Annotated in this window: 23 protein-coding genes; 12 read left to right on the top strand and 11 right to left on the bottom strand. The window is 68.6% G+C overall.

Annotation, left to right across the window (positions count from 1 at the left end; all coding sequences use genetic code 11):
- Positions 1–82 precede the first annotated feature (82 nt).
- Complete coding sequence (locus IEV93_RS03325) at positions 83–862, bottom strand: deoxyribonuclease IV (protein WP_188486896.1); 780 nt, start codon at positions 860–862, stop codon at positions 83–85.
- A 58-nt stretch (positions 863–920) separates the two neighbouring features.
- On the opposite strand from IEV93_RS03325, the gene IEV93_RS03320 reads away from it, so the two are divergent.
- On the top strand, positions 921–2,327 hold the full coding sequence (locus IEV93_RS03320; RefSeq protein WP_188486894.1) for a WS/DGAT/MGAT family O-acyltransferase: 1,407 nt from the start codon (positions 921–923) through the stop codon (positions 2,325–2,327).
- 66 nt (positions 2,328–2,393) lie between these two features.
- On the opposite strand, the gene IEV93_RS03315 is transcribed toward IEV93_RS03320, so the two are convergent.
- Positions 2,394–3,287 carry an alpha/beta fold hydrolase gene (locus IEV93_RS03315; RefSeq protein WP_188486892.1) on the bottom strand — a complete coding sequence of 298 codons (894 nt, stop codon included), beginning with the start codon at positions 3,285–3,287 and terminating at the stop codon, positions 2,394–2,396.
- A gap of 104 nt (positions 3,288–3,391) precedes the next feature.
- Here IEV93_RS03315 and IEV93_RS03310 point away from each other — a divergent pair, with 104 nt between their 5' ends.
- The 3 genes from IEV93_RS03310 to IEV93_RS03300 all read left to right on the top strand — a co-directional run bounded on the left by IEV93_RS03310 (position 3,392) and on the right by IEV93_RS03300 (position 5,661).
- A complete protein-coding gene (locus IEV93_RS03310) occupies positions 3,392–4,537 on the top strand; it encodes a phosphatase PAP2 family protein (protein WP_371873786.1) in 1,146 nt (381 codons plus the stop codon).
- A complete protein-coding gene (locus tag IEV93_RS03305) occupies positions 4,534–4,944 on the top strand; it encodes a hypothetical protein (protein ID WP_188486890.1) in 411 nt (136 codons plus the stop codon). The genes IEV93_RS03310 and IEV93_RS03305 overlap by 4 nt, the downstream gene beginning before the upstream one ends.
- A gap of 69 nt (positions 4,945–5,013) precedes the next feature.
- Positions 5,014–5,661 (top strand): DUF305 domain-containing protein, encoded by a 648-nt coding sequence (locus IEV93_RS03300; protein ID WP_188486888.1) that lies wholly within the window; start codon positions 5,014–5,016, stop codon positions 5,659–5,661.
- A gap of 7 nt (positions 5,662–5,668) precedes the next feature.
- Here the strand turns inward: IEV93_RS03300 and IEV93_RS03295 are convergent, their stop codons facing one another.
- Positions 5,669–6,637 (bottom strand): EamA/RhaT family transporter, encoded by a 969-nt coding sequence (locus IEV93_RS03295; RefSeq protein ID WP_188486886.1) that lies wholly within the window; start codon positions 6,635–6,637, stop codon positions 5,669–5,671.
- Positions 6,638–6,774: 137 nt separating this feature from the next.
- On the opposite strand from IEV93_RS03295, the gene IEV93_RS03290 reads away from it, so the two are divergent.
- The gene (locus IEV93_RS03290; protein ID WP_188486884.1) at positions 6,775–7,947 is read left to right on the top strand and encodes an ATP-grasp domain-containing protein; all 1,173 of its coding nucleotides are present in this window, start codon (positions 6,775–6,777) and stop codon (positions 7,945–7,947) included.
- Between the two features lie 10 nt (positions 7,948–7,957).
- Here IEV93_RS03290 and IEV93_RS03285 read toward each other — a convergent pair whose 3' ends face one another.
- Genes IEV93_RS03285 through IEV93_RS03275 form a run of 3 tightly spaced genes read right to left on the bottom strand, consistent with a single transcriptional unit; the run spans position 7,958 to position 10,898 of the window.
- Complete coding sequence (locus tag IEV93_RS03285; protein ID WP_188486882.1) at positions 7,958–8,791, bottom strand: alpha/beta fold hydrolase; 834 nt, start codon at positions 8,789–8,791, stop codon at positions 7,958–7,960.
- A 39-nt stretch (positions 8,792–8,830) separates the two neighbouring features.
- Positions 8,831–9,616, bottom strand: a complete 786-nt coding sequence (locus IEV93_RS03280; protein WP_229704856.1) for an acyl-CoA thioesterase domain-containing protein — start codon at positions 9,614–9,616, stop codon at positions 8,831–8,833.
- 4 nt (positions 9,617–9,620) lie between these two features.
- Positions 9,621–10,898, bottom strand: a complete 1,278-nt coding sequence (locus IEV93_RS03275) for an MFS transporter (protein WP_188486880.1) — start codon at positions 10,896–10,898, stop codon at positions 9,621–9,623.
- A gap of 60 nt (positions 10,899–10,958) precedes the next feature.
- On the opposite strand from IEV93_RS03275, the gene IEV93_RS03270 reads away from it, so the two are divergent.
- Positions 10,959–11,405 carry a GNAT family N-acetyltransferase gene (locus IEV93_RS03270; protein WP_188486879.1) on the top strand — a complete coding sequence of 149 codons (447 nt, stop codon included), beginning with the start codon at positions 10,959–10,961 and terminating at the stop codon, positions 11,403–11,405.
- Here IEV93_RS03270 and IEV93_RS03265 read toward each other — a convergent pair.
- A complete protein-coding gene (locus tag IEV93_RS03265) occupies positions 11,374–11,931 on the bottom strand; it encodes a hypothetical protein (protein WP_188486877.1) in 558 nt (185 codons plus the stop codon). The genes IEV93_RS03270 and IEV93_RS03265 overlap by 32 nt on opposite strands.
- A 61-nt stretch (positions 11,932–11,992) precedes the next feature.
- On the opposite strand from IEV93_RS03265, the gene IEV93_RS03260 reads away from it, so the two are divergent.
- Positions 11,993–13,462 (top strand): YibE/F family protein, encoded by a 1,470-nt coding sequence (locus IEV93_RS03260; RefSeq protein WP_371873785.1) that lies wholly within the window; start codon positions 11,993–11,995, stop codon positions 13,460–13,462.
- On the opposite strand, the gene IEV93_RS03255 is transcribed toward IEV93_RS03260, so the two are convergent.
- Entirely contained in the window at positions 13,451–15,112 is a 1,662-nt protein-coding gene (locus IEV93_RS03255) for a diguanylate cyclase domain-containing protein (protein WP_188486875.1), read from the bottom strand. The genes IEV93_RS03260 and IEV93_RS03255 overlap by 12 nt on opposite strands.
- Positions 15,113–15,339: 227 nt before the next feature.
- On the opposite strand from IEV93_RS03255, the gene IEV93_RS03250 reads away from it, so the two are divergent.
- The gene (locus IEV93_RS03250; RefSeq protein ID WP_229704855.1) at positions 15,340–16,467 is read left to right on the top strand and encodes a beta-ketoacyl synthase N-terminal-like domain-containing protein; all 1,128 of its coding nucleotides are present in this window, start codon (positions 15,340–15,342) and stop codon (positions 16,465–16,467) included.
- A gap of 56 nt (positions 16,468–16,523) precedes the next feature.
- On the opposite strand, the gene IEV93_RS03245 is transcribed toward IEV93_RS03250, so the two are convergent.
- From IEV93_RS03245 to IEV93_RS03235, 3 genes are read right to left on the bottom strand one after another with little or no spacing between them, the layout of a single operon-like run.
- A complete protein-coding gene (locus IEV93_RS03245) occupies positions 16,524–16,928 on the bottom strand; it encodes a PPOX class F420-dependent oxidoreductase (RefSeq protein ID WP_188486873.1) in 405 nt (134 codons plus the stop codon).
- Positions 16,929–16,943: 15 nt separating this feature from the next.
- Positions 16,944–17,147 (bottom strand): hypervirulence associated TUDOR domain-containing protein, encoded by a 204-nt coding sequence (locus IEV93_RS03240; RefSeq protein WP_188486871.1) that lies wholly within the window; start codon positions 17,145–17,147, stop codon positions 16,944–16,946.
- A gap of 41 nt (positions 17,148–17,188) precedes the next feature.
- On the bottom strand, positions 17,189–18,586 hold the full coding sequence (locus IEV93_RS03235; protein ID WP_188486869.1) for a cation:dicarboxylate symporter family transporter: 1,398 nt from the start codon (positions 18,584–18,586) through the stop codon (positions 17,189–17,191).
- A gap of 142 nt (positions 18,587–18,728) precedes the next feature.
- On the opposite strand from IEV93_RS03235, the gene IEV93_RS03230 reads away from it, so the two are divergent.
- The 4 genes from IEV93_RS03230 to IEV93_RS03215 are packed head-to-tail and all read left to right on the top strand — an operon-like array spanning position 18,729 to position 25,384.
- Positions 18,729–20,330, top strand: coding sequence for a sensor histidine kinase (locus IEV93_RS03230; protein ID WP_188486867.1), 1,602 nt, complete (start codon positions 18,729–18,731; stop codon positions 20,328–20,330).
- Positions 20,327–21,067 (top strand): response regulator, encoded by a 741-nt coding sequence (locus tag IEV93_RS03225; RefSeq protein ID WP_229704854.1) that lies wholly within the window; start codon positions 20,327–20,329, stop codon positions 21,065–21,067. The genes IEV93_RS03230 and IEV93_RS03225 overlap by 4 nt, the downstream gene beginning before the upstream one ends.
- 19 nt (positions 21,068–21,086) lie before the next feature.
- Positions 21,087–21,968 (top strand): aldo/keto reductase, encoded by an 882-nt coding sequence (locus tag IEV93_RS03220; protein ID WP_188486864.1) that lies wholly within the window; start codon positions 21,087–21,089, stop codon positions 21,966–21,968.
- 11 nt (positions 21,969–21,979) lie between these two features.
- Positions 21,980–25,384 (top strand): pyruvate carboxylase, encoded by a 3,405-nt coding sequence (locus IEV93_RS03215; protein WP_188486862.1) that lies wholly within the window; start codon positions 21,980–21,982, stop codon positions 25,382–25,384.
- Positions 25,385–25,416: the final 32 nt, after the last annotated feature.

The raw sequence follows: 25,416 nt of genomic DNA, 5'->3' as shown, positions 1-25,416 counted from the left end.
GGATCCGCCTCGGAACAACTCACGATTCGGAGATGTGCGCCATAGCGGGAGGTGACTGTGACCTGGGCTCGTCGGCCACCGCTCAGGAGAGCGCTGAGCGGAGATATGCCAGGTCATCGGCCACGCCCTCGGACGGGGTCTCGAGGATCACCGGCGCCCCAACGGCCCGCACGATCTCCACGAGCACGTCGGCGTCGATGTGTCCCGATTCGAGATTTGCGTGCCGGTCGCGCCCCGAATCGAATTCGTCGCGTGAATTGTTCAGATGAATCAGGTCGATTCGGCCGGTGATGTTCTTGATGCGTTCGACCAGCCCGACGAGATCCTCGCCGCCCGCCCAGGCGTGGCACGTGTCGAGGCAGAAGCCGGCCTGATCGAATCCGCCGACGGCGTCCCAGAGACGTTCGATGGACTCGAGGGTGCGGGCCATCGCGTGGTCGCCGCCCGCGGTGTTCTCGATGAGGATCGGGACGCCGAAGCCGCCCTTGTCGGCCTGCCGCTCGAAGAGTTTCGCCCAGTTCTCGAAGCCCTGGGCGTCGTCGTCACCGTCGCCGAGATGTCCGCCGTGGACGACCAGGCCGAAGGCGCCGATCTCCGCCGCCGCGGCGGCCTGCTGTTCGACCGCCTTGCGCGACGGCATCCGCAGCCGGTTGTTCAGGCTCGCGACGTTGATGATGTACGACGAGTGCACGACGACGTCGATCGGCGAGGAACGGATGCGCTCGGCGTCGGGGTGCGGTGCGGGCTTGGGCATCTTCCGGTCCTGTGGATCGGTGACGAACATCTGCAGCAGATCCGCCCCCATCGCCTCGGCGGTCCCGATCGGATCGGCGTCTTCGCGTACGTGTGCTCCCAATCGCATGCCGTCCACGATAGGAGTAGTCCAGAGTGGAAGCACAGTCGCGGGAGAGGGCAGCACTATGGAGCGGTTGAGTGGTCTGGACGCGTCGTTCCTGTACCTGGAGTCACGGTCGATGCTGATGCAGGTCGTCGGGATCATCGAGATCGACCCCAGCACCATGATCGGGGGCTACTCCTTCGAGCGACTGCGCACGGAGATGAGCAGGCGGATCACGGCCATGCCGACGTTCCGTCGCAAGCTGCACGACTCGTTCCTCAACATCGACCATCCGGTCTGGATCGAGGACCGGTCCTTCGACATCGAGCGTCACGTGCACCGGGTGGCGCTCCCGTCGCCGGGCAGTGACGCCGAGCTGGCCGAGTTCTGCTCGCACATCGCCGGTGTCCCCCTCGATCGCAGCAAGCCCCTGTGGGAGATCTGGGTCATCGAAGGGCGCGCCGACGACAACGTCGCGATCATGCTGCGCATGCACCACGCGTCCGTCGACGGAGTCTCGGCGGCCGACCTGCTCAACCAGCTGTGCTCGCTGACCCCGGAGAATCCCGAGCTCGACGAGCAGATGATCGGCAAGTCCGCGGGCGGCTCCTCGTTCGCGGGGCTGGTGGCCGACGGCCTGGTCAACTTCACCATCCGCAGGCCGATCTCGGTCGCCCGGTTGCTGCCGCAGACGGTGGCGGTCCCGTTCCAGTGGTTCAACAGGTCCCGTAACGACGAGGCGATGCCCACGCCGTTCAGCGCTCCCCGTGTCGCCTTCAACGGCACCATCACCCCGCATCGTTCCATCGCGTTCACGCAGGTGTCGTTGGATGACGTCAAGCGGATCAAGAGTCACTTCGACGTCAAGCTCAACGACGTGGTGATGGCGGTCTGCGCGGGTGGACTGCGAAAGTATCTGGCCGACACCGACGATCTGCCCGACCGCGGCCTCATCGCCGCCGTCCCGGTCTCGACCCACGACGAGGGCGACGACGACAAGCTGGTGGTGCAGGGCACCAACAAGGTCACCGCGATGATGATGCGGCTGCCCACCGATCTCGACGACGCGGTCGAGCGCATCGACGCGGTGCGGGAATCGTCGACCAGGGCGAAGTCGCACCACAAATCGCTCGACGCCAGCCTGCTGCGCGGGTGGGCGCAGCTGATCCCGCCGAACACACTCAACGCCGCGATGCGCGTCTACGCGAACTACGATCTCGCCGAACGACATCCGGCCGTGGTCAACGTGATCATCTCCAATGTGCCCGGCCCGGCCTTCCCGCTGTACTTCCTCGGGTCCCGCATCAAGGGGCTGTTCCCGCTCGGTCCGGTGATGCACGGGATGGGACTCAACATCACCGTCTTCTCGTGCGACGGACAGCTCAACATCGGCGCCATCGCCTGCAAGGAGCAGATGCCCGACGCGTGGCCGCTGATGCGCGCCATCGAGGACGACATCAAGGCGTTGCTTGAGGCCTGCGACGCCTGAGGGCGCCGAGCGGGCCGAAACAACCCGTCGAGCGTGCCGAAACAACCCGTCGAGCGGGCCGGGTGGTCAGGAAGTGGTGCCGCGCGCAGCCTCATCGACCCAGGTGCACGCCGCGACGAACTCCGGGTTGAACACGTCGGCCTCCAGGACGCAGCAGGCGTGACCCGCGGCGACGTCGAAACGCCGGGCGCCGGGGATCCCGTCGACCAGGAGTTGCTGTCGCGCGATCGGTATGACGCGATCGCGTGTGGTGACACAGACCGCGGTGGGGACATCGATCTCCCGCAACCACGGGCGTGAGTCGAACCTGCCGAGCTCGTAGCCGATCTCGCTGATGTGCGACAACCGCGTCGACCGCACCTGCCGGAGAGCCCAGGCCCCGTCGGACAACCCGCGCTCGTCGAGCACGTGTCCGCGCAGCGATCGCACCGGGGCGGTGAACTTGGTGGCGACCACGTTGACCAACCGGTCGATGGCGAGGCGGCCGGTCGTCGAGGTCCCGAAGTAGGGGCCGGTCGAGGCCAGGACCAAGCCGCGCACGCGGTCGGGATGTGCGCGCCAGGTGAGCTGCGAGGTGCCGCCGCCCATCGAGAACCCGCCGACGAGAAACTTCTCGATGCCCAGGACATCGGCCAGTGCGACGACGTCGTCGGCGCAGTCGGTCAGACGGAAGTGGTGGGATCGGATCCCCCTGCCGTGCCACCGCTGGTCCATGGTGATCACCCGGAACGACTCGCTCAGCGCCGGGATCACCGAGTACCAGGACAGCAGACCTGTCGTCACGACCGCATGCAGCAGGACGATGGGCGGCTTGGTCCCGGTGGGGTCGGAGTCGGTGACAAACGTCTTCCCGCGGCCGGGAAGATCGACCATCGACCCGTCGGGGACGTCGTGGGTCGGGTGGGTCCGGAAGAGGCGGCTCACGCCACCTGCGGCGCGGTCGACGAGGGTGACGGCCATCAACCGATCGTAGCCACGGCCCTCGAAATGACGGGGCGCCGAACGTCGGACAAACTATGGTTTAACAAAAGTGGACAACCGGCTTTCGCGGTGAAGGGTGTTGCGTGACGATTTCCGAGGCCGACCGGTCGTCCGGGGGGACGGCATCCACGCCGGACGGATCAGCCGCGGTCGACGTACCGGAGTCGCCGACCGACGACCATCAGGGCAGCCGCTCGCTGCTGCGCAACCTCCGGATGTGGCGGTACCTCGCCCTGACCGTGTGGCTCGCCGTCCTCGTCTGGCAGTTCATCGAGGTCGGCCTGGCGTTCGACCGCACCCGGCTGATCCTCTGGATGTGCCTGGGGCTGGCCGCCGCGAGCATCGGTCGCCGACAGGTCATCACCGTCCTCGTCGACTGGCTGCCGTTCGTCGGGATCCTGATGCTCTACGACCTCACCCGCAACGTCGCCCAGTGGATGGGGATGCCCACGCACTGGCACCTCGCCGTCGACGCCGACCACGCCCTGTTCGGGGTCAACCCCACGGTGTGGCTGCAGGGCCACATCAAGATGGCCTCACCGCCCTGGTGGGAGGTCTTCACCAGCGTCGTCTACATCTCGTACTTCGTCGTGCCCTACGTGGTGGCCGGCGTGCTGTGGCTCAGGGACCGCTCGGCCTGGCGCCGCTACGCCGTCGCCTTCGTGGCCACGACGTTCCTCGCGCTCGTCGTCTACACGCTGGTCCCCGGGGCTCCGCCGTGGGCCGCCGCACGCTGTTCGGCCGAGCAGGTCGCCGACCACCCGCGCGACCCCGACTGCATGTACACCGAGATCCCGGACGCCTCCGGTGGACTCCTCGGACCGGTCACCACCACCCATCCCGGCGCGCAGCCGTACGTGGAGCGCATCTCGGCCCGCGGCTGGGAGGTGCTCGACATCCGCGCCGCCTCGACCCTGATCTCGGTGGGGCAGTCCAAGGCCAACCTGGTTGCCGCCATCCCGTCGCTGCACGCGGGCCTGACCATGCTGCTCGCATTGTTCATGTGGCCGCGCGTCCGCGCGCTGGGGCGAACGCTGTTCCTCGGTTACGCGGTCGTCATGGCGTTCACGCTCGTCTACACCGGTGAGCACTACGTGTTCGACATCATCGCCGGCTGGGGGCTGGCGGCGGCCGTCATCGCGGTGCAGTACCTGTACCTGCGCAGACGCGGCAGGAAGGGCGCCGAGCCCGAGTCGACATACGCCACGGGGGTATCCTCGGCCGCGTGATCACCGGCCGATATCGACAACCGCGGCCCAACGCCGCGGTGTCGGGCCTGCTCGCGCTCTCGGTCGCGGTGATGCACATCGTGATGGTCGCCTGCCTGTCCGGCGGGTCGGTGACCGCGACCGCATCGCCGGATCCGCACGCGGTGCACAGCGCGACGATGTCGGCCGCGATGGGCTCGGCGACCGAGCACGCAGCGGCGTCCGCCGACTGCCTGATGGGTGATCACGCCTGTGTCTTCGTCCGCGCCGACGCGGTGTTCCTGACGGTCGCGGTCGGGCTGGTCCTCGCCACCGCGCCGCTCGCCATCGCCGCCGTGATCCGACTGGCCCGGCGCGGCGAGCGGCTGGGCCGATCACCCCCGTGGGCCATCCCCGACCATCTGGAACTGTCGGTGATCCGTCGCTGAGGAGATCGTGCCACCACGATCCCCTTCAGCTCGTCGTACGACGAGAACGATCACCCCACAGGAGTTCTGATGTTTCCTCGTGTCACCACAACCGTTGCCCGTCCCTGCCGCCTGCGTGTCGCGGGCGTGGTTTTCGCCGCTGCCGCCGTGATGTCGGCGACCGCCTGCGCGACCGACGGCACCACCACCGCCACACCCACCTCGGCGGCTTCGTCCGCCGCGACCGTCCACAACGCCGCTGACGTGACCTTCTCGCGCGACATGATCCCGCACCACCGTCAGGCCGTGGAGATGGCGGAACTGGCGCCCACCCGGTCGTCCGACCCGCGGGTCGGACAGCTCGCCACGCAGATCGCCGCCGGACAGGGCCCGGAGATCGACGAGCTCGTCGGACGGCTGCGTTCCTGGGGTGAGACGGTGCCCGACGACTCGTCCGGAGACCACAGCGCGATGGACCACAGCGCGATGGACCACAGCGAAGGATCGATGGCCGGGATGATGAGCGCCTCCGACATGGCGGGGCTCGCAGGTCTGGCCGGTCCCGAATTCGACCGCAAGTGGCTGTCGATGATGATCGAGCACCACACCGGGGCGATCGCGATGGCGCGGACCGAGCTGGCCGACGGCACCGATAGGGACTCGAAGGCGCTGGCCACCGACATCGTCGCGGCCCAGCAGTCCGAGATCGCGCGGATGCGGTCGATCCTCGGCGGGTGAGTCGGACCTAGGCCGACGGGCCGGCCTGGGCCGAGTCCGTGCGCTGCTTCGGGCGGCGGCGCCACCCTCCCTCGGTCGGTGGCGCCTCCCCGAAGTGGTCGGCCTCGCTGGACCCGTAGTACGCGACCGCGATGGCACCGATGACGGCGCCGATGAACCCGACGATGGCGAGCCAGCCGAGACCCGGCTCGGCCTCGTCACCGAGGAACAGCACCCCGATGATCCCGGGGGCGGCGGTCTCGCCGACGACCAGTACGGCGGTCACGCCGTTGACCGCGCCCAACTGCAGGGCGACGGTGTGGACGTAGAAGCCGATCGCGCCGGCGATGGCGATCGTCCACGCGGCCGGATCGGTGAGCAAAGTGACGGGATCGAACGGGTCGATACCGCCCAGGATGCGCACGGCGATGGCGATGATGCCGAACAGCAGGCCGGCCGCGGCGCCGCCGATGATCGACCCGCGCGGTCCGAGTCGGTAGATGGCGTAGACCGCGGCGGCGGCGATGGCGACCGTCGCCCCGAACAGCCCCCAGTGGAACGCGAAGGACTCCGCACCCTCGGTCGGGTGGCGCGCGGAGGAGAAGCCGAGCATGCACAGCGAGGCGATGACCGCGCTGATCGCGATCCAGTCGCGGGTGTGTAGCCGGATGCCGAGCACCGCGGTGCCGAGCAGCGCGGTGACGATGAGGTTGGCCGAGACGATGGTCTGCGACAGGAACAGGGGGAGGAAGCGCGCCGCGATGGCGCCGCCGCCGAACCCGAGCACGACGAGCGCGGTGCCGACCAGGAAAGCCGGGTCGCGCAGGGTGGCCGCGGTCGACTGGATCGACGGGCCGCCGGCCGCGGTGGTGCCCGGTGCGCCACCGGCGTCGCGGGCGGTGACCGCGGCACGGCGTGCGCCGAGAGCACGCAAAACGGACGAGAGGCCGTAGCCCAGGGCGGCGAGCGAGGCGAACACGATGCCTATGACGAACACGTGGACACCTCCGCGACCGGTTCGCGCCCCGAATGGGGCCGCGCGCAGGCTGATCCGGTGAAACCGTGCCTGACCGTTGGTTAAGCTACCATGTTGAGATTCTGTCCTTGATCTCGGTGTGAGAGTAATGGAGTCCCATGTCAGCCCCAGGGAGCAAACGTGTCCTGATCACGTTTGCCCGGTCGTTTCTCACCCTTGATCTCGCACGGCTGATGTCCGCGGCCGGCCACGACGTCACCGTGGTCGACAGCATCGGTCTTCCCGTGTCCCGGTTCTCCAACGCGACCTCGGCCTTCGTGAAGGTCCCGTCACCCACGTTCGAACCGCGCGCGTATTGCCGCGAACTGGCGCGGATCGTCACCGAGCGCGAGATCGATCTCCTCATCCCGGTCCACGAGGAAACCGACATCATCGCGATGCTGCGCGCCGATTTCCCCGACACCTGCGAGCTGTTCCTCTCCGACTTCGAGGTGGAGAACAACCTGCACAACAAGTTCGAGTTCCAGCGGGTGCTCGCCGAGCGCGGCATCCCGACCCTCAAGTTCGCGCAGGTTCGCAGCCAGGACGACCTCGAGGCTCTCGACTTCGACACCCCCTTCGCCCTCAAGGAGTGCTACTCCCGCGGGTCGCAGAAGGTCTACAAGGTCACCCCGGGTGACCTGCCCACCGACATCGAGTTCTCGCCCACGAATCCCTGGATCGCGCAGGAGTGGATGAAGGGCACGCCCTACTGCTCCTACTCGGTGTGCCGCGACGGAGAAGTGTTGGCCCACACCCTGTATCCCGTCGGATACGCGATCGACGGCCGCTCCTGCATCGCTTTCGACGCGATCGAGCACGCCGGGATACTCGACTGGATCACCTCATTCGTGAAGCAGCTGAACTTCACCGGTCAGGTCGGCTTCGACTTCATCGAGGACTCCGAGGGGAACCTGTTCACCATCGAGTGCAATCCGCGCGGCACCAGCGGCATCATGCTGTTCGAGCCACACAACCGCGTCGACAGGGCGTTCACCGGTGAGGCGACGGAGTTGATCACCCCGGATCCGGGTACCCGCAAGATGATCGGGTTCGGCATGGGCCTCTACGGCTGGACGAAGGCGTCGCGCAACGGCCGCACCATGCGCGAGTTCGTCCGTGACTTCCGTGCGTACGACGACGTCATCACCAACCGGCGCGATCGGTTGCCGGCGTTCATGATGGTCGTCGCCTACATCGACATCGCCCGCATGTGTTTCAAGTACCGCGTCGGCCTCGCCGAGGCGTTCATGCACGACCACGAGTGGGACGGCGTCGCGATCGAGCCGTGAGGACCGCCGATCAGCGGTGGTCGCGGCAGAAGGCGGTGATCCGGGCGACCGTGTCGGTCTGACCGGCGAACAGACCGCCGTGGGCGACTCCGTCGATCTGCGCGTACTCGGCGTTCGGCATCTTCGACGCCGCGGCGCGGCAGCCTTGCGGCGGGAAGAACAGGTCGTGCTCGAACGCCAGCACCAGGGCGGGTGGGTCGAAGGCCTCGAGGTGTTCGGGTAGTGGTTCGTTCGCGGTGATCCACGAATACGACGCCTGCAGTTGACCTCTCATACCCGCGTCGTTCGTCCAGACCTCCGAGCTCGCGCCCAGCACCTGCTCCCATCCGACCACCGAGGCGGGGTCCTGCAGCAGTGCGGGCTGCAGCGTGGTCATCAACTGCTCGAAGACCATGACGTCGGCGGGGATCTCGCCGTACTTGTCGAGCAGGCCGAGTTCCATGCGTCCGACCAGTTCCCCGATCGGAGACGGCTGCAACCCGGCGAGCAGTACCGCCGCACGCACGATCCCCGGCTGCCTGCGCACGAGGGCCTGCGTCGTGTAACAGCCCATGGAGTACGCGACGACGATGGTGTCCTCGAGACCCAGTGTCTGCAGGAGGCATTGGGCGTCGAAGGCCAGATCGTCGACCGTGTAGGGCGGCTCCGGAGCGGACGACGGCGCGACACCGCGGGCGCTGTAGGAGATGACCTCGAAGCCGGCGTCGACCAGTGCGCCGCTCACGCCGGTGAACTCCCACACGCCTGCGGGTTGCCCCAGACCGCCGACCAGCAGCACCGCCGGGCCGGACCCGGCGCGTTCCACCCCGAGGGTGACGCCGTTGCCGATGTCGATGTTCTCCATGTCGCGCTCCCGGTGTCGTCGGTCTGCTCTGTGGTGCTTCTAGTGCCCGCTGAAATCGATCTGCGCGGCGGCGTTGCTCAGCGCGGTCACCATGCCGGTGCCGAGTGGGCCCAGGTGATCGAACAGGGTCGCGGTGCCGATCGCGATCCCGTCGGAGGTGATGTGGGTGTCGGCGGTGAGGCCGATCCGTTCACCCGCGGGCAACCGCGAGATGGCAACGGTGAGATCGCAGTTGATGTAGCCGATCCCGTCGGAGCCCCAGTTGGTGACCAGACTGGTCGCCTCGGCGGCCATCACGAGCTGTACGAACGGCGTGTTCTCGACATCGAGGACTGCAGGGATGCTCTTCGCCCACAGCTGCTTTCGGCTGCCGTTCTGATGATCGCCCATGGTCTGGGTCCAGCCGGCGTCGGTGCTGCCGTACCACCGTCGGTGCCCCTCGGACTCCGGCGGATCGAACGGGTGCTGCGAGTGCCATTCCTGTCCGGGCGGCGCGGCCGCCCGACGGAGCTGCACCAGTGTCGCCTGCGCGACCACCGTGTCGCCCTGGCAGACGTCGGCCTCGCTGATGTGGATGCGACGCCCGGACCGGACCTCGCGTGTGCGCACCTGAAGGGGTGCATTGCGCGCGGCCTTGAAGAGGTCGATCGTGATGCGGGCCGGCACGAAGTCGTCGAGCCCGAAGTCGATCTCGAGGGACCGGGCGACCGCCGCGCACACCGCGGGACCGTTGAGCATGTCCGGCGCCCACCGTCCGAGGGCGTAGGTGGACGGCAGATAGTGCCCGTCGTCGTCGAGGGTGAAGAAGTAGAGGATCGCCGTCACCGGCTCATCCTGTCCTAACCGGTTCGTCGGCCGTCTCACTGACCCGGTACTGGGTCAGCACCGCCACCAGCGACGCGATGGCCAGCACCACGCCGAACCCGAACAACACCGGGTAGGTGAGCGCGGGTACCGCGTCGTGCACGAGCGCGAGGACCACCGGGGCGGCGAAGCCGAGGTAGGTCAGCGAGTAGAAGACCGCGGTCAGACCGGCCAGGTCGGCCGGTTCGGCGATGCGACCGACCTCGGCGAGTCCCGCCACGAGCGCCATGCCGTAGCCGCAGCCGAGAACGGCACCGGTGACGAGGGTGAGCCACGGGTTGAGCACGGTCGACGCCCAGGCGCCCATGGCCATCCCGGCGATCAACAGCACGAGGGCGGTGACCGAGCTGCGCGCCCGGTCGGGGCGGTCGATGCGTCGGGCGACCGACTGGACACCGAACCCCGCGCTCAACGTGACCAGGGTGACCAACGCGGCGTAGGCGATCTGCAGATCGCCGACCTTCTGGGCCATGAGGGTGGGGAGAACCGCGTAGGCGGCCGCGGCAGCACCGAACACCCACGGGGCGACCGGGATGACGACGCGGATGAACCGACGATGGCCGGCGGCGGTGATGGTGAGGTCCTCACGCAGCGAGCGTGGCGCGGTGCTGGGGTTCACCGTCTCCGGTGGTCGCATCACCCAGATCGCGCCGATCGCGCAGAGGGCGACGTTGACGAGGTAGGCCAGGGAGTCGGGGATCGGTGCCCACTGCGCGAGGACACCCGCGGCGGCGGCCCCGATGCCGAATCCGGCGGTGAGGCTCATCGCGGCGCGGCGGGCACCACGCGTCGCCGACCCGGCCGCCTCGAACGGCGGGCCGGACAGCTCCTTGATCCAGCTGCTGCCGACCGCCATGGCGAGCCCGAGCGCGACACCACTGCAGATACGGCCGATGACCAGCAGCGACACGTGATCGGCGCCGACCGCCAGGATGATCGACCCGAGTGCGGCGATGACCGGCGCCGGACGCATCAGCGGCGCGCGGCCGAACCGGTCGGACAGCGGACCGCCGATCATCAACGCCGGGACGATGCCGACGACGTAGGCGAAGAGCAGGGCGTCGACGACCGGACCGGACAGGCCGTGGCTGTTCTTGTACATGACCAGAAGAGGGGTGAACTCGTTGCCACCCCAGGCGATGGCGAAGATCGCGGCGGCCACGCCCCACCACCGACCGCGGCCGGCGGAGACGGCGGCGGTCCGTTCGGTGGGGACTGACGAGGCGGTGGACACGCTGTTCATCCAATCCCGTTCGCCCGGGCAAGCGCAAAACGGTCGGTGTCGGTGGATACGGTCGGCGCCATGAGCGACTACCGCCTCGTCCCGCACCTCCCGGAGTTGTCCGACTACCGCCGGCTGCGCGCGGAGTCGGGGCTGACGCCGGTGTCGGAGGAGCAGGGCGCTCCCGCACTGGCCAACGCCTGGGCGGGAGCTCACATCGTGCACGAGCCCGGCGGCGAGGTCGTCGCGATGGGGCGGGTGATCGGTGACGGTGGGTGGTACTTCCACATCGTCGACATGGCCACCCTGCCCGACCATCAGCGGCGCGGTCTCGGAGATCGGGTGCTGACCTGGCTGGTCGACACGATCGTCGCCGCCGCACCGGAGGGTCCCTACATCACGCTGATGGCCGATCCGACTGGGCGGCGGCTCTACGAGAAGCACGGATTCGGCACCACGGCGAGCACCGGGATGGTGTTGCTGAGCGCTCGCGGTGTCAGCGGATCAGGCGCAGACCGTCCATCGTGAGCGACCCGTCGGGCGCGGGTAGACCGGCCGCGAGCAACACGGCGGCGGTCTGCAGATCCGGTCCGTTGCACAGTCCGTCGAACATCAGAGTCGTCGCCGCGCCGGACTCGTCGTTCTGTCGGTGCACCACCGCGGCACCCAGCAGCGCGAGTGAACCGGCACGGTCGCCGGTGGTCCACAGCGCATCGGCGGTCGCAAGGTAGAGCGCGACGGCCGGATCGGTCTTGTCCAGCTGCACCAGGGCCCAGGCGTAGCGCTTGGCGGCGTCGACCGTGTCGGCCTCGCCGGGGCCATGGGTGCGCCGGTACTTGCCGTACAGCTCGCGGCACAGCGGCTCGGAGTCCGACCACAGCTCCAACTGACACATGCAGCGGATCGAGTCGTGCAGGTTGGACAGGTACATCAGCGAGTACGGACCGTCGCGTCGCGAGCGGATCTCGCGCAGGACGGAGAACTCGGCGAGCGCGTGGGTCCATTCACCCGCCGCGAGCAGCGCCGCCGCCTCGTCCTGCAGCTCATCGATCACCGTTCCATGATGGCCCTCCGCGCACCGTTCCGGTCGGCGTTTGCCGCATAGAGTGTGCCGGGTGAGCGAGCCTGGCGATCCGCGCGACGACCACCCACACGATCGGGTCGCCGGACACGGTCATACGCACAGCCCGTCGGCGATCCGCGTGCACATGCAACCCACCGTCGCCCGCGTCGTGGTCGGACTGATCATCGCCGCCGCGGTGGCCGTCGTGGTCGGCGCGATCGTGCTGTGGCCGGCGCACCGCCAGCACGAGGTGCCGGTGCAGTTCCAGTCCTCGGCCCCCGACGGTCGTCTGGCCACGGCCACCGGCACGGTGATCGCCCAGACCCGGTCGGCGTGCCTCAACCGGCAGGCCGGCACGGTGTTCGGCGGCGCCGCGCAGGTCACTCCGACCGATGACGGTCCGTGCATCCAGAGCACCGTGCGCATCACCTCCGGTAAGGACACCGACGCCAACACCCTCGTCGAGGTGCCCACCAACCGTGCCCAGTCGGGGACCGCGCCGGGGGCGGTGCCGCAGAACCTGTCGGCGTCGCAGCTCGACCAGGTGCAACCCGGCCAACCGTCGCTGGATCTGGGCGACAAGATCCGACTCGTCGTGTCGCCGGGATCCGACGGGACGGCGTCCTACGCGTTCTACGACTACAGCCGCGGGACGTCGACCATCGTCTGGGCGCTGCTGTTCGTCGCGGCCATCGTTTTGGTGGCGGCGTGGCGCGGCCTGCGGTCGGTCATCGGTCTGGTCATCGCGTTCGTGATCCTGCTCGGTTTCACCCTCCCGGCCATCCTCGACGGCAAATCGCCGGTGGCCGTGGCCATCACGTCGTCGGCGGCGATCCTGCTGATCGTCATCTACCTGGCGCACGGGGTGAGTCTGCGGACCAGCGCCGCCCTGTTGGGGACTCTGGCGTCGCTCGGGGTCGCGGCGGTGCTGTCCTATCTGTCGGTGCAGACCATGCACATCACCGGGCTGTCCGGTGAGCAGACCACCAACCTCCAGGTCTATCAGAACGGCATCTCGACCAACGGGATCCTGTTGGCGGGCTTCATCATCGGCGCCCTCGGCGTCCTCAACGACGTCACCATCACCCAGGCGTCGGCGGTGTTCGAGCTCGCGGGCGGTGGTCGGTCGAGGAGGGCGTCGTTCGCGGCCGCGATGCGCGTTGGCCGCGACCACATCGCCAGCACCGTGTACACACTCGTGTTCGCCTACGCGGGCAGCGCGCTACCGCTGCTGCTGCTGTTCTCGGTGGCCGGACAGTCGTTCTCGAATCTCGCCACCACCGACACCGTCGCGGTCGAACTGGCCCGTTCGTTCGTCGGCGGTATCGCGATCGCGTTGTCGGTGCCGCTCACCACGGCCATCGCGGTCGCACTGGTGCACCGTCACGAACGCCCGGACGGCAAGCGCGGGCACCGACCGGTTCTCCCGCCGCCCCCTCCGACGACCGCGTCGCCGCCAGTGCCGCCGCAGGACTCCGCAGCGCCCCGATCAGTCCCCGGACGGCACTCGCTACCCGATTGACCGCATCCGGATGCGCATGCGTTCGCGCAGACCGGGCACGTAGAACTGGGTGCGGCCGCGTCCCTCGGTCTTGGCCGCGTACATCGCGATGTCGGCGTCACGCAGGATGTCGTCGGCGGTGCGGATGTCACGTTCACCGATCAGGGCCACCCCGATGCTGGCGCCGATGTCGACCAGTTCCCCGTCGACGACGAACGGCTTGCGCAGCGTGCGGTGCAACTCGTCGGCCAGTTGCTCGATGGCCGCGCGGTCGGGACGGTCGAAGACGATGGCGACGAACTCGTCGCCCCCGACCCGGCCGACGAGATCCGATCCCGACACCAACGACTTCAGCCGTCGCGCCGCGACCTGCAGAACGCGGTCGCCGGCGCTGTGGCCCAGGGAGTCGTTGATGAGTTTGAGGCGGTCGAGGTCGATGAACAGCGCCGCCACCGACCCGGCACGCGGGATGGCCGCCAGGGCCTCGCCGAGGTGGGAGACGACCGAGCCGCGGTTGGGCAGTGCGGTCAGCGAGTCATGGGTGGCCGCGAACTCGAGATCGGCCCGGATGGTCTGTTGCTCGGAGATGTCGGTGAACGAGCAGACCGCCGACGAGGTGGACGGCGACCCGGGATCCATCAGCCGGACACTCGTCGAGAGCCAGACGCGACGCCCCGACGGCAGGTCCACACCCAACACGACACCGGCCATCGGTATCCCGGTCTCCATGACCTGACAGATGGGGTGTCCTTCCTCGGCCAGTGCCCGGCCCTCGTGGTCGAACACCTCGAAATCGAGGAACATCGTCGCGTCGTCACCGTCCCCGACGGGCAGGTCCACGCCGGTGATGGCCTTGGCCGCCGGGTTCGCGGTGGTCACCTTGCCGGAACGGTCCACGACGATGATGCCCTCGGCGATCGAGTCGACGACTGTGCGGAAGTACCGCTCGGCCTGCGCCAGCGCGGTCTTGTCCGAGCAGATGACGACGAATCCGTCGTCGACCGCGGTGACCGCCACCGAGATCGCCAGTTCACGTCCGTTGGCCGCGCGGTGTGTCTGCGCCGAGGTGCCGCCGGCGGCCACGATCGCGCGGGCGTCGAAGTCGACACCGAGGGCGTCGTCGATCGGTGCCCCGATCACCTCGATGATGGGGCGTCGGTAGATGGCTGCGGCGGCGGGATTCCAGCTCGCGATCCGGCCGTCGTCGGAGATGGCGATGACGGCGTCGGTCACGTGGTTGACGACCGCCTCCTGATACCGGAGGGCGTCGCGGACCGCGACCCGCGCGGCGACGTCCCGCAGGATGACGAGGTAGGCCGGGCGATCGTCCCAGGTGACGCGGATGGAGGTCGCCTCGACGTCGATCAGGGTGCCGTCCACCCGGACCATCGTGGCTTCGGACGGCTCCGACGAGTCGCCCTGCTGCGCCAGGACCGCGATCCGCTCGAGCATGGCCGACACCGAGTCGGGGTGGACGAAGTCGGTGATCGGGCGGCCGATGATCTCGCTGTCGGCGGCCGCACCCGCCCATGCGACGCCCGCGGTGTTGATCGCGACCACGATGCCGTCGGAGTGCACGCAGACCGCGTCCGGGTAGTCGACGAGTCGCCCGTAGGACCGGTCGGTGATCGAGGAGAGGTCGTCGACCTCGCGTTCGCGTTCCGCGTCCATTCGACGACCCCAGTCCGCTCGGGCACCGCATACGGCGCGTTCTGGTGTCGATTGAAACATTTTTCGCCGAATCGGGGGAGCTGCGGTGGCCATTGCCCCGTCCACCGCCCTTAATCGACAGGGGACGGTTCATCCCGAATCGTCAAGAGGGAAAGCAGGTTAACGAAGTGACATCTCGAATTGCAATCAGCGAGCACAATGCACGTTCTGCAACCCAGATTGCAGGGGTGGGTGCGGTCACCGGGTACGGGTGGTCGCGTACCGATCTGTGGGACGGGTTGCTCAGCGGTAAACCGGCGGCCCAACTGTCCGGCGGCCTGGGGGCGGACGGATGCGACGAGGCCTGGGTCGCGCGGGTCCCGGACGGGGGAGACGCCCGTGACGGTGACAGCCTGTTCACCCGCGCCCTGCGGACCGCGGCCAGGGAGGCGGTCGCCGACGCCCGTGCGCGCGGATGGCGGGCGGGGGCACGGGTCGGCGTGCTGCACGCGACGGTCTATCCCGAGGTGGAGGCGTGGCGGACGTTCCACCGCAGTGACCGCTCCACGCACACCGCGCGCGGATTCATCACCCAGATGCCGTCGACGTCGATCTCGCTGATGATGAAGGAGTTCGGGTTCCACGGTCCGTCGATGTCGGTGGCGTCGATGTGTTCGTCGGGCAACGCGGGCATGATCACCGCGAAGATGTGGCTCGACGCGGGCATCGTCGACGACGTCGTCCTCATCTCGACCGACCTGTCGTTGACGCCGGACACCATCGAGGGCTTCATCCGGATGGGCGTCGCGGTGGGTGACAGCGACCCGCTCGACGCCTCACGCCCGTTCCAGGAGGGAAGTCGCGGGTTCGGCCTCGGTGAGGCGTCGGTGGCGATGGTCATCTCGAACCAGGACAGCGACTCCTACGCCCGGATCCTCGGCGGGGCGATGAGTCACGACGCGTTCCACGTGGTGTCGATCGATCCGTCCCACGAGCAGGTGTTCGGGTGCGTGCGCTCGGCACTCGAGGTCGCGGGCGTCGATCCCGGTGCGGTCCGGTACATGAACGCGCACGGTCCGGGCACCGCTCAGTGCACGGCGGCCGAGACCGCGATCCTGGCCGAGATCTTCGCCGACGCCCCGCAGGTCTACTCGGTCAAACCGCTGGTCGGGCACTGCCAGGGGGCTGCGGCTGCGGTCGAACTCGCAGTGGCGGCGATCGGTTACGACACCGGCGTCATCCCGGCGTCACCGCACGTGTCGGCGGCTCATCCTCGTCTGCTCGACGGTCTGACCCCGATGGAGGAGGGCGTGACGATCAAGACCTCGCTGGGCATGGGCGGTCACAACGCGGCGGTGCTCCTCGACCGGATCTGACCGCCGGTGCTCGGTCGTCGTCCGCGACGACCGCCATCACACCGGCGTGGTGGCGGTCAGCGCGGCGCGGTGACCGCGATACCGACGGTGGAACTCTTGCCCTTGAACAGGCTGCTCGCCGTCGTCGCGAAACGGCCGACGAGGCCGTACTTCGCGTTGATGACCTCACGGGTGTGGGCGGTGCCCGCGTCGTCGAGGATGCGCGCGGTGGCCTCCATCTCGGGCCCGACGTTCTTGCCTGCGCGGTCGCAGGTGGCCAGCGTGACCCGGGGGGTGTTCCCGATCCGCTTGACCTTCCACGACTTCGCCTGCGTCCACATCAAGAGCTCACCCTTGTCGTCGAGGGCCGCCCAGATCGGGACCGGCTTGGCGACACCGGCTTTGGTGTAGGTCGTCAATTGCACGTACTTGGCGGTGCCGATGTCCCCGAAGGGATTAGGCCCGGACGGCGTCGATGCCATGGTCGTCGCCTCCCGCTACTTCTTGTCCAGCGTGGACTCTTTGTGCGCGGCCTTCGACCCGGTCTTGTCCGACTCGACGATCCAGTACGGCTCGTCGTCACTGGCCTTGAACTTCTGGCCCTCGAAGGTGAACTCCGAGGTGCGCTTCTCGGTCGCTTTTCCATGGGTCGGGCCCTGCGGGGTGTTCCAGGAAACCGCGTCGCCCTTGCTGATCGACATGGTCTCGAGGTTACCCGCAGGGCCCGTGGTGAACAGGTGTGTCAGGCGGTGGCCTTCGTGGTCGACACCGCAGGGGTCTTGTCGAACTCGTGCGGGTCGATCATGTTGACCTCGTCGAACGGATCGTCACCGGCGAGCACGGCCTTGACCTTCTCGGCGTCGACGGTCTTGGTCCAGGTACCCACCAGCAGGGTGGCGACGGCGTTGCCGGAGAAGTTGGTGACCGCGCGGGCCTCCGACATGAACCGGTCGATGCCGACGATCAGTCCGAGTCCGTCGAGCAGCTCGGGGCGATGCGACTGGAGTCCGCCGGCGAGGGTGGCGAGCCCGGCGCCGGAGACGCCCGCCGCGCCCTTCGACGCGATGATCATGAACACCAGCAGGCTGATCTGCTCGCCCAGGCTGAGCGGCTTGCCCATGGCCTCGGCGACGAACAGCGACGCCATCGTCAGGTAGATCGCGGTGCCGTCGAGGTTGAACGAGTACCCGGTGGGGACCACGACGCCGACGGTCGACTTCTCCACCCCGAGGTGTTCCATCTTGGCGATGAGACGCGGCAGGGCCGACTCCGACGAGGAGGTGGCGACGATCAGCAGGTACTCCCGCGCCAGGTAGCGGACGAGCTTGAAGATCGAGACGCCTGCGGTGAAGCGCAGGAGGGTGCCGAGGATGCCGAACACGAACACCAGGCAGGTGAGGTAGAACGCGCCCATCAGCATGAGCAGGTGGGTGACCGCGCTCCAGCCGGTCTGTCCGACGACGTTTGCGATCGCGCCGAACGCGCCGATCGGGGCGAGCCACAGGACCATCGACAGGACCTTGAAGATGACCTTCTGGATGCTCGCGACACCGCGCAGGACCGGCTCGCCCTGGGTGCCGAGCGCCTGGATGGCGAAGCCGACGAGCAGAGCGACGAACAGGGTCTGCAGGACGCTGCCGACGGTCAACGACGAGACCAGCGTCTCCGGGATGATGCTCTGGATGAAGTCCAGCGTGCCGCCGGCCTCCTTGCTCGTCTCCGCGAGCTCGGAGCCCTTGCCCGCGATCGACTCGGTGATGTTCAGGCCGTCACCGGGCTGGATCAGGTTGCCGACGACCAGGCCGATGCCGAGCGCCGCCGTCGACATGCCGAGGAAGTAGGTGAAGGCCAGGCCGCCGACCTTGCCGACCGTGGCGGCCTTGCGGACCGAACCGATGCCCAGCACGATCGTGCAGAAGATGATCGGCGAGATCATCATCTTGATCAGTGAGATGAACATCGTGCCGAGGACGCCGAGCTCCTTGCCGAAGCCGGGGGCGAGGATGCCCACCGCGACTCCGGCGACGACCGCGACGATGACCGCGATGTAGAGGTAGTGCGTGCGGTCCTTCTTCGGCTGTTCCGCGGTGTCGGGGACGCGGTCGTCTGATGTCGGGGGTCGATCGTCGGTGGCGGTCATGAGTCCTCCAGATATCTTCCGGGCCGCGTCGATGCGTGCCCGATGTGTCTGGTGGAGATCATGACCTGACACTGTGATTGGCGTCACGGTTGCGTTCATTACGTTCACATTTTTCTCGTCGTCCCGCGCGGAGGAGGTCCCGATGGCCCGGTGGTTTCCGCGCACCCTCGCAGGTCAGGCGTTCGCGATACAGGCGGTGGCGATCGTCGTCGTCATCGCGGTCGCGGCGTCGCTGGCCGCCTACGACGCACGCCGCGACGGCGATCAGGCCGCGCGCGACCGCGTGGTCGCGATCGCGGTGGCCCTGGCCGACTCGCCGTCGACGGTCGCCGCGATCGAATCGGGGACCGCTCCCGCCCGCCTGCAACCGGTGACCGAGCGGGTGCGGTCGGACACCGACCTGGGCTTCATCACGATCATGGCGCCCGATCGGACGCGGTTCACCCACACGAACCCGGCGTTGATCGGGCAGCCGTTCGTCGGGACCATCGCGCCCGCGCTCGCCGGGCGCACGTTCACCGAGACCTACACCGGCACCCTGGGGCCGTCGATCCGCGCGGTCTCGCCGGTGCGTGACGGCTCCGGTCGGATCATCGGTCTGGTCTCGGCGGGCATCACCGTCGCCACGCTGGCCGACCGGTGGCGTGGACAGATCCCGATCATCGTCATCGTGACGGTGATCGCGCTGGCGTTGTCGATGGGCGGGACGCTGCTGGTCCGTCGGCGCCTGCTGCGGCAGACACACGGACTGGCGCCCTCGGAACTGCGCGTCATGTACGAGCACCACGACGCCGTCTTGCACGCGATCTCCGAGGGGCTCATCGTCGTCGACGACGGGGTCGCGGTGGTGGTCAACGACGAGGCCCGCCGGCTGCTGACGCTGGGCGACGGTCCGGTCGACCGTTCGGAGTTGCCGGAGTTCCTCCGAGACGGGGCCGACGGGACCGATCCCCACGACATCCGCGACGAGGTGCACGTGACCGGCGATCGGGTCCTGGTGGTCAACCGCACCGCCATCGACGGTCCGCGCGGGTCGCGCAGCGCAGTGGTCACGTTGCGCGATCGCACCGAACTGCAGGGCGCGCTGGGCGAACTCGACTCGATGCGGGTGTTCGCCGAGTCGCTGCGGTCGCAGGCCCACGAGTCGGCCAACCGGCTGCACACCGTCGTCGGACTGGTCGAGATGGGACGTCCCCAGGACGCGGTGGCCTTCGCGACCACCGAACTCGAACTGTCGCAACATCTCGTCGACCGGCTGACCGCCGCGGTGGGTGAGCCGGCCCTGGTCGCGTTGCTGCTGGGCAAGAGCGCCCAGGCCAACGAGCGCGGCGTCGAGCTGACGGTCACCGAGGACACACAGCTCGGTGCCGACGACGACGCGATCCTCAGCAGCGCCGAGTTGATCACGGTGACGGGCAATCTGATCGACAATGCACTCGATGCGTGCGACCGCTCGGATCCGTGGGTGGAGGTGACCGTGAGCCAGGACGACGCCGGGTTGACCATCAGGGTGGCCGACAGCGGGCCCGGGATGGATCCCGAGGAGTTCGCGCGGGCACGGCGCCGCGGGTACTCCACGAAACCCGTCGCCGACGTCGCCACGTCGGGTGGGCGCGGCCTCGGCCTGGCGTTGGTGTCGCAGGTCGTCGATCGCCACGGTGGGACCATCACCGCGGAGATCACCTACGGCTCGGTGGTCGCGGTGACGGTCCCGCGACCGGGCAGCGGGGGGACTCGCACGTGACGGCGTCCGACCCTCGCCCCGACATCCGGGTGTTGATCGTGGAGGACGAGCCGCTCATCGCCGCGGCCCACGAGGCGTACGTCGAGCGGATCCCCGGTTTCGTCGTCGCCGGTGTCGCCGGGACCGCCCGCGCGGCGCTGCGCACGGTGGCCGCATGCGTGGCCGACGACAACCCGATCGACGTCGTGCTGCTCGACATCGGTCTGCCCGACGCGAGCGGTATCGAGCTGGCGTCGGCGCTGTCCGGGCAACGGCCCGAACCCGACATCATCGCCATCACCTCCGAGCGGGACCTGTCGGTGGTGCGCGCCGCGGTCGCGCACGGGGTGCTGCTCTACCTGCTCAAGCCGTTCACCTTCGCCGCGTTTCGCGACAAACTCGAGCGGTACCGCGGCTACCGCGACGCGCTGCCCGCGGGCACCGACGCCGCCGGACAGCAGGAGGTCGACCGCGCGATGGCGGTGCTGCGCGGATCCGACGACCGGGCCAGCGCGCCGGCAGGAGCGTCGGGTCAGACCACCGAGCACGTCGCCCGGTGTGTCCGCGACAGCGACGACGGGTTGACCGCGAGCGAGGCCGCGGTGCAGGCGGGGGTCTCGCGGGTGACCGCGTGGCGCTACCTCGAACGTCTGGCCGACGACGGTGTCGTGGCGCGCAGCACCGAGTACGGGCGCGCAGGTCGCCCACAGGTGCGGTATCGGTGGCAGGTCGGCGGACCCGGCTCGCGAACGCGCTGAACTCGATAGCGTGTGACCCATGACTCCTCCGGTACCGACCAAGACCCTGAACTCCGGACACGACATCCCGCAGCTGGGACTCGGCGTGTGGCAGGCGGAGAACGACGAGACCGAGCAAGCCGTGGCCCACGCGATCGACGAGGCCGGCTACCGGCACATCGACACCGCGGCCGCCTACGGCAACGAGGAGGGCGTCGGGCGCGGCCTCGCGAGCTCGTCGGTGCCGCGCGAGGAGATCTTCCTGACCACGAAGCTGTGGAACGCCGATCAGGGGTACGACTCGACGCTGGCGGCGATCGACACCAGCCTGGGCAAGCTGGGCGTCGAGTACGTCGATCTCTACCTCGTGCACTGGCCGCTGCAGGACAGCGAGCGCATGAAGCAGACCTGGTCGGCGATGGAGAAGATCGCCGAGTCCGGCAAGGCCCGCACGATCGGGGTGTGCAACTTCGAGCCGCACCATCTCGACGTCATCCGTGGTGACGGCGAGGTCGTGCCCGCGGTCGACCAGATCGAGTTGCACCCGCACCTGCCGCAGCAGGCGCTGCGGTCGTTCGCCGCGCAGCACGACATCGTCATCGAGTCGTGGAGTCCGCTGGGCGGCACCAGCAACTCCGGGTGGGGCAAGGCGTCCAAGCCCAACACCCTGCTCGACGATCCGATCCTCGCCGCGATCGCCGAGAAGTACGAGAAGTCCATCGCGCAGGTCATCATCCGGTGGCACCTGCAGAACGACCTCGTCGTGATCCCGAAGTCTGTTCACGCCGAGCGGATCTCGCAGAACATCGACGTGTTCGACTTCGTCCTCGACGACGAGGATCTGATGGAGATCGCCCGCCTCGACGACGGTGAGCGGGTGGGTCTTCATCCGGACGAGATGAACCTCGGCGCGCCGGACTAGGCTCTGTTTTCATGTTCTCCAAGGTGTTGGTGGCCAACCGCGGCGAGATCGCGATCCGAGCATTCCGAGCGGCCTACGAGCTCGGTGTCACGACCGTCGCGGTCTATCCGTTCGAGGACCGGAACTCGGTGCATCGCACCAAGGCCGACGAGTCCTATCAGATCGGCGACGAGGGCCATCCGGTCCGTACGTATCTGTCGGTGGACGAGATCGTCGACGCCGCCCGCCGCACCGGGGCCGACGCGATCTACCCGGGATACGGATTCCTCTCGGAGAACCCGGATCTGGCCGGGGCGTGCGAGGCGGCAGGCATCACCTTCGTCGGGCCGTCCGCGGAGATACTGGAGCTGACCGGCAACAAGGCGCGGGCCATCGCCGCGGCCAAGGCCGCCGGGCTGCCTGTGCTGGCGTCGTCGGAACCGTCGACCGATGTCGAGGCGCTGCTGACCGCCTCGGAGTCGATGACGTTCCCGGTGTTCGTCAAGGCGGTCGCCGGTGGCGGTGGTCGCGGTATGCGGCGGGTCGCCGACCCGGCCGGTCTGCGCGAGGCGATCGAGGCGGCCGCGCGTGAGGCGGAGTCGGCCTTCGGCGACGCGACGGTGTTCCTCGAGCAGGCGGTCATCGAGCCCCGGCACATCGAGGTTCAGATCCTCGCCGACACCCAGGGCAACGTGATGCACCTGTTCGAGCGGGACTGCTCGGTGCAGCGACGCCATCAGAAGGTGGTCGAGCTGGCGCCCGCACCCAACATCTCCGATGAGCTGCGGGAGCGGTTGTGTTCCGACGCAGTCGCGTTCGCGAAGCAGATCAACTATTCGTGTGCGGGCACCGTCGAGTTCCTCGTCGACCGCGAGGGTCGGCACGTGTTCATCGAGATGAACCCGCGCATCCAGGTCGAGCACACGGTCACCGAGGAGATCACCGACGTCGACCTGGTGCAGTCGCAGCTACGGATCGCGGCAGGGGAGTCGCTCGCGGATCTGGGACTTCGCCAGGAGGACATGGTGATCCGTGGTGCGGCGCTGCAGTGCCGCATCACCACCGAGGACCCGGCCAACGGGTTCCGTCCCGACACCGGTCGCATCACGGCCTACCGCACCCCCGGCGGCGCGGGCATCCGACTCGACGGCGGGACCACCCTGGGCGCGGAGGTCTCGGCCTACTTCGACTCGATGCTGGTCAAGCTGACGTGCCGCGGACGCACCTTCGAGATGGCGGTGGCCCGGGCGCAACGTGCTTTGGCGGAGTTCCGTATTCGTGGTGTGTCCACCAACATCCCGTTCCTGCAGGGCGTGCTCGACGACGCCGACTTCCGCGCGGGCAAGGTGACGACCTCGTTCATCGAGGACCGGCCGCAGCTGCTCACCGCGCACGCCTCCGGCGACCGTGGCACGAAGATCCTGACCTATCTGGCCGACGTCACCGTCAACAAGCCGCACGGTGAGCGTCCGTCGTCGGTGTACCCGCGCGACAAGCTGCCCGAGATCGACCTGACCGTCGCGCCGCCCGCGGGCAGCAAGCAGCGGCTGACACAGCTCGGCCCCGAGGGCTTCGCCCGCGCCCTGCGTGAGCAGTCCGCGCTCGCGGTCACCGACACCACCTTCCGCGACGCGCACCAGTCACTGCTCGCGACCCGGGTGCGGACCTCGGGACTGCTCGGCGTCGCCGGTCACGTCGCCCACCTGACCCCGGAACTGCTCTCCATCGAGGCGTGGGGTGGCGCGACCTACGATGTGGCGCTGCGCTTCCTGCACGAGGACCCGTGGGAGCGGCTTGCCGCGTTGCGTGAGGCCGTGCCCAACATCTGCCTGCAGATGCTCCTGCGCGGCCGCAACACCGTCGGCTACACCCCGTACCCGGACAACGTCGCCGCGGCGTTCGTCTCCGAGGCCACGGCGACCGGTGTCGACATCTTCCGGATCTTCGACGCGCTGAACAACATCGATCAGATGCGTCCGGCGATCGACGCGGTCCGCGAGACCGGGACGGCCGTGGCCGAGGTCGCGCTGAGCTACACCGGCGACCTCGCGAACCCGAACGAGACGCTCTACACCCTCGACTACTACCTGCGTCTGGCCGAGCAGGCCGTCGAGGCGGGCGCACACATCCTGGCCATCAAGGACATGGCCGGACTGCTGCGTGCGCCCGCGGCGACGACGTTGGTGTCGGCGTTGCGGAAGAACTTCGACCTGCCGGTACACGTCCACACCCACGACACCCCCGGCGGCCAGCTCGCCACCTACCTCGCCGCGTGGCAGGCGGGCGCCGACGCGGTCGACGGGGCCAGTGCGGCCATGGCGGGCACCACCTCTCAGCCGGCACTGTCGGCCATCGTGGCCGCGGCCGCGCACACCGAGCGTGACACGGGCCTGAACCTGGAGAACGTCTGCGACCTCGAGCCGTACTGGGAGGCGCTACGAAAGGTGTACGCGCCGTTCGAGTCCGGTTTGCCGTCGCCGACCGGGCGCGTCTACACCCACGAGATCCCCGGTGGGCAGCTGTCGAACCTCCGTCAGCAGGCCATCGCACTGGGGCTCGGTGACAAGTTCGAGTTGGTCGAGCAGGCCTACGCCGACGCCGACCGTCTCCTCGGTCGGGTCATCAAGGTGACGCCGTCGTCGAAGGTCGTCGGCGACCTCGCCCTGCATCTCGTCGGCGCCGGGGTGTCGGTGGACGAGTTCGCCGCCGACCCGGGGCGCTTCGACATCCCCGACTCGGTGATCGGGTTCCTGCGCGGCGAACTCGGTACCCCGGCCGGTGGATGGCCGGAACCGTTCCGCACCAAGGCCCTCGAGGGCCGCGGCACCGCCCGCCCGGTGGTCGAACTCTCCGAACACGACACCCAGCTGCTCGGCGCCGACTCCCCGGCGCGGCGCGCGACGCTGAACCGGCTGCTGTTCCCCGGACCCACGTCCGAGTTCCTCGCGCACCGCGAGCAGTACGGCGACACCTCGTCGCTGTCGGCCAATCAGTTCTTCTACGGACTGCGTCAGGGTGACGAGCACCGGGTGTCGCTCGAACGCGGCGTCGAGCTGCTCATCGGGCTCGAGGCCATCTCCGAACCCGACGAGGCCGGCATGCGCACGGTCATGTGCATCCTCAACGGGCAGCTGCGTCCGGTGTCGGTGCGCGATCGGTCGATCACCGCTGACGTCCCGACGCTGGAGAAGGCCGACCGCACCGACCCGTCGCACATCGGTGCGCCGTTCTCCGGCGTGGTGACCCTCGTCGTCGGTGACGGCGACAGCGTCGAGGCCGGTGCGACGATCGCGACCATCGAGGCCATGAAGATGGAGGCCGCGATCACCGCACCCCGTGCGGGCACGGTCACCCGGGTCGCGATCAGCGGCGTGACGCAGGTCGAGGGCGGCGACCTCATCGCCGTCGTGGCCGTCGGAGACCGCACCGACGCCTGACCCCGCAGTTGGGCACGTAAGCACCGCAGTTG

Source organism: Williamsia phyllosphaerae (assembly GCF_014635305.1).
Lineage (GTDB): Bacteria > Actinomycetota > Actinomycetes > Mycobacteriales > Mycobacteriaceae > Williamsia_A > Williamsia_A phyllosphaerae.
The sequence above is the reverse complement of the archived record's forward strand: the minus strand, read 5'-3'. Positions and strand labels throughout refer to the sequence as shown.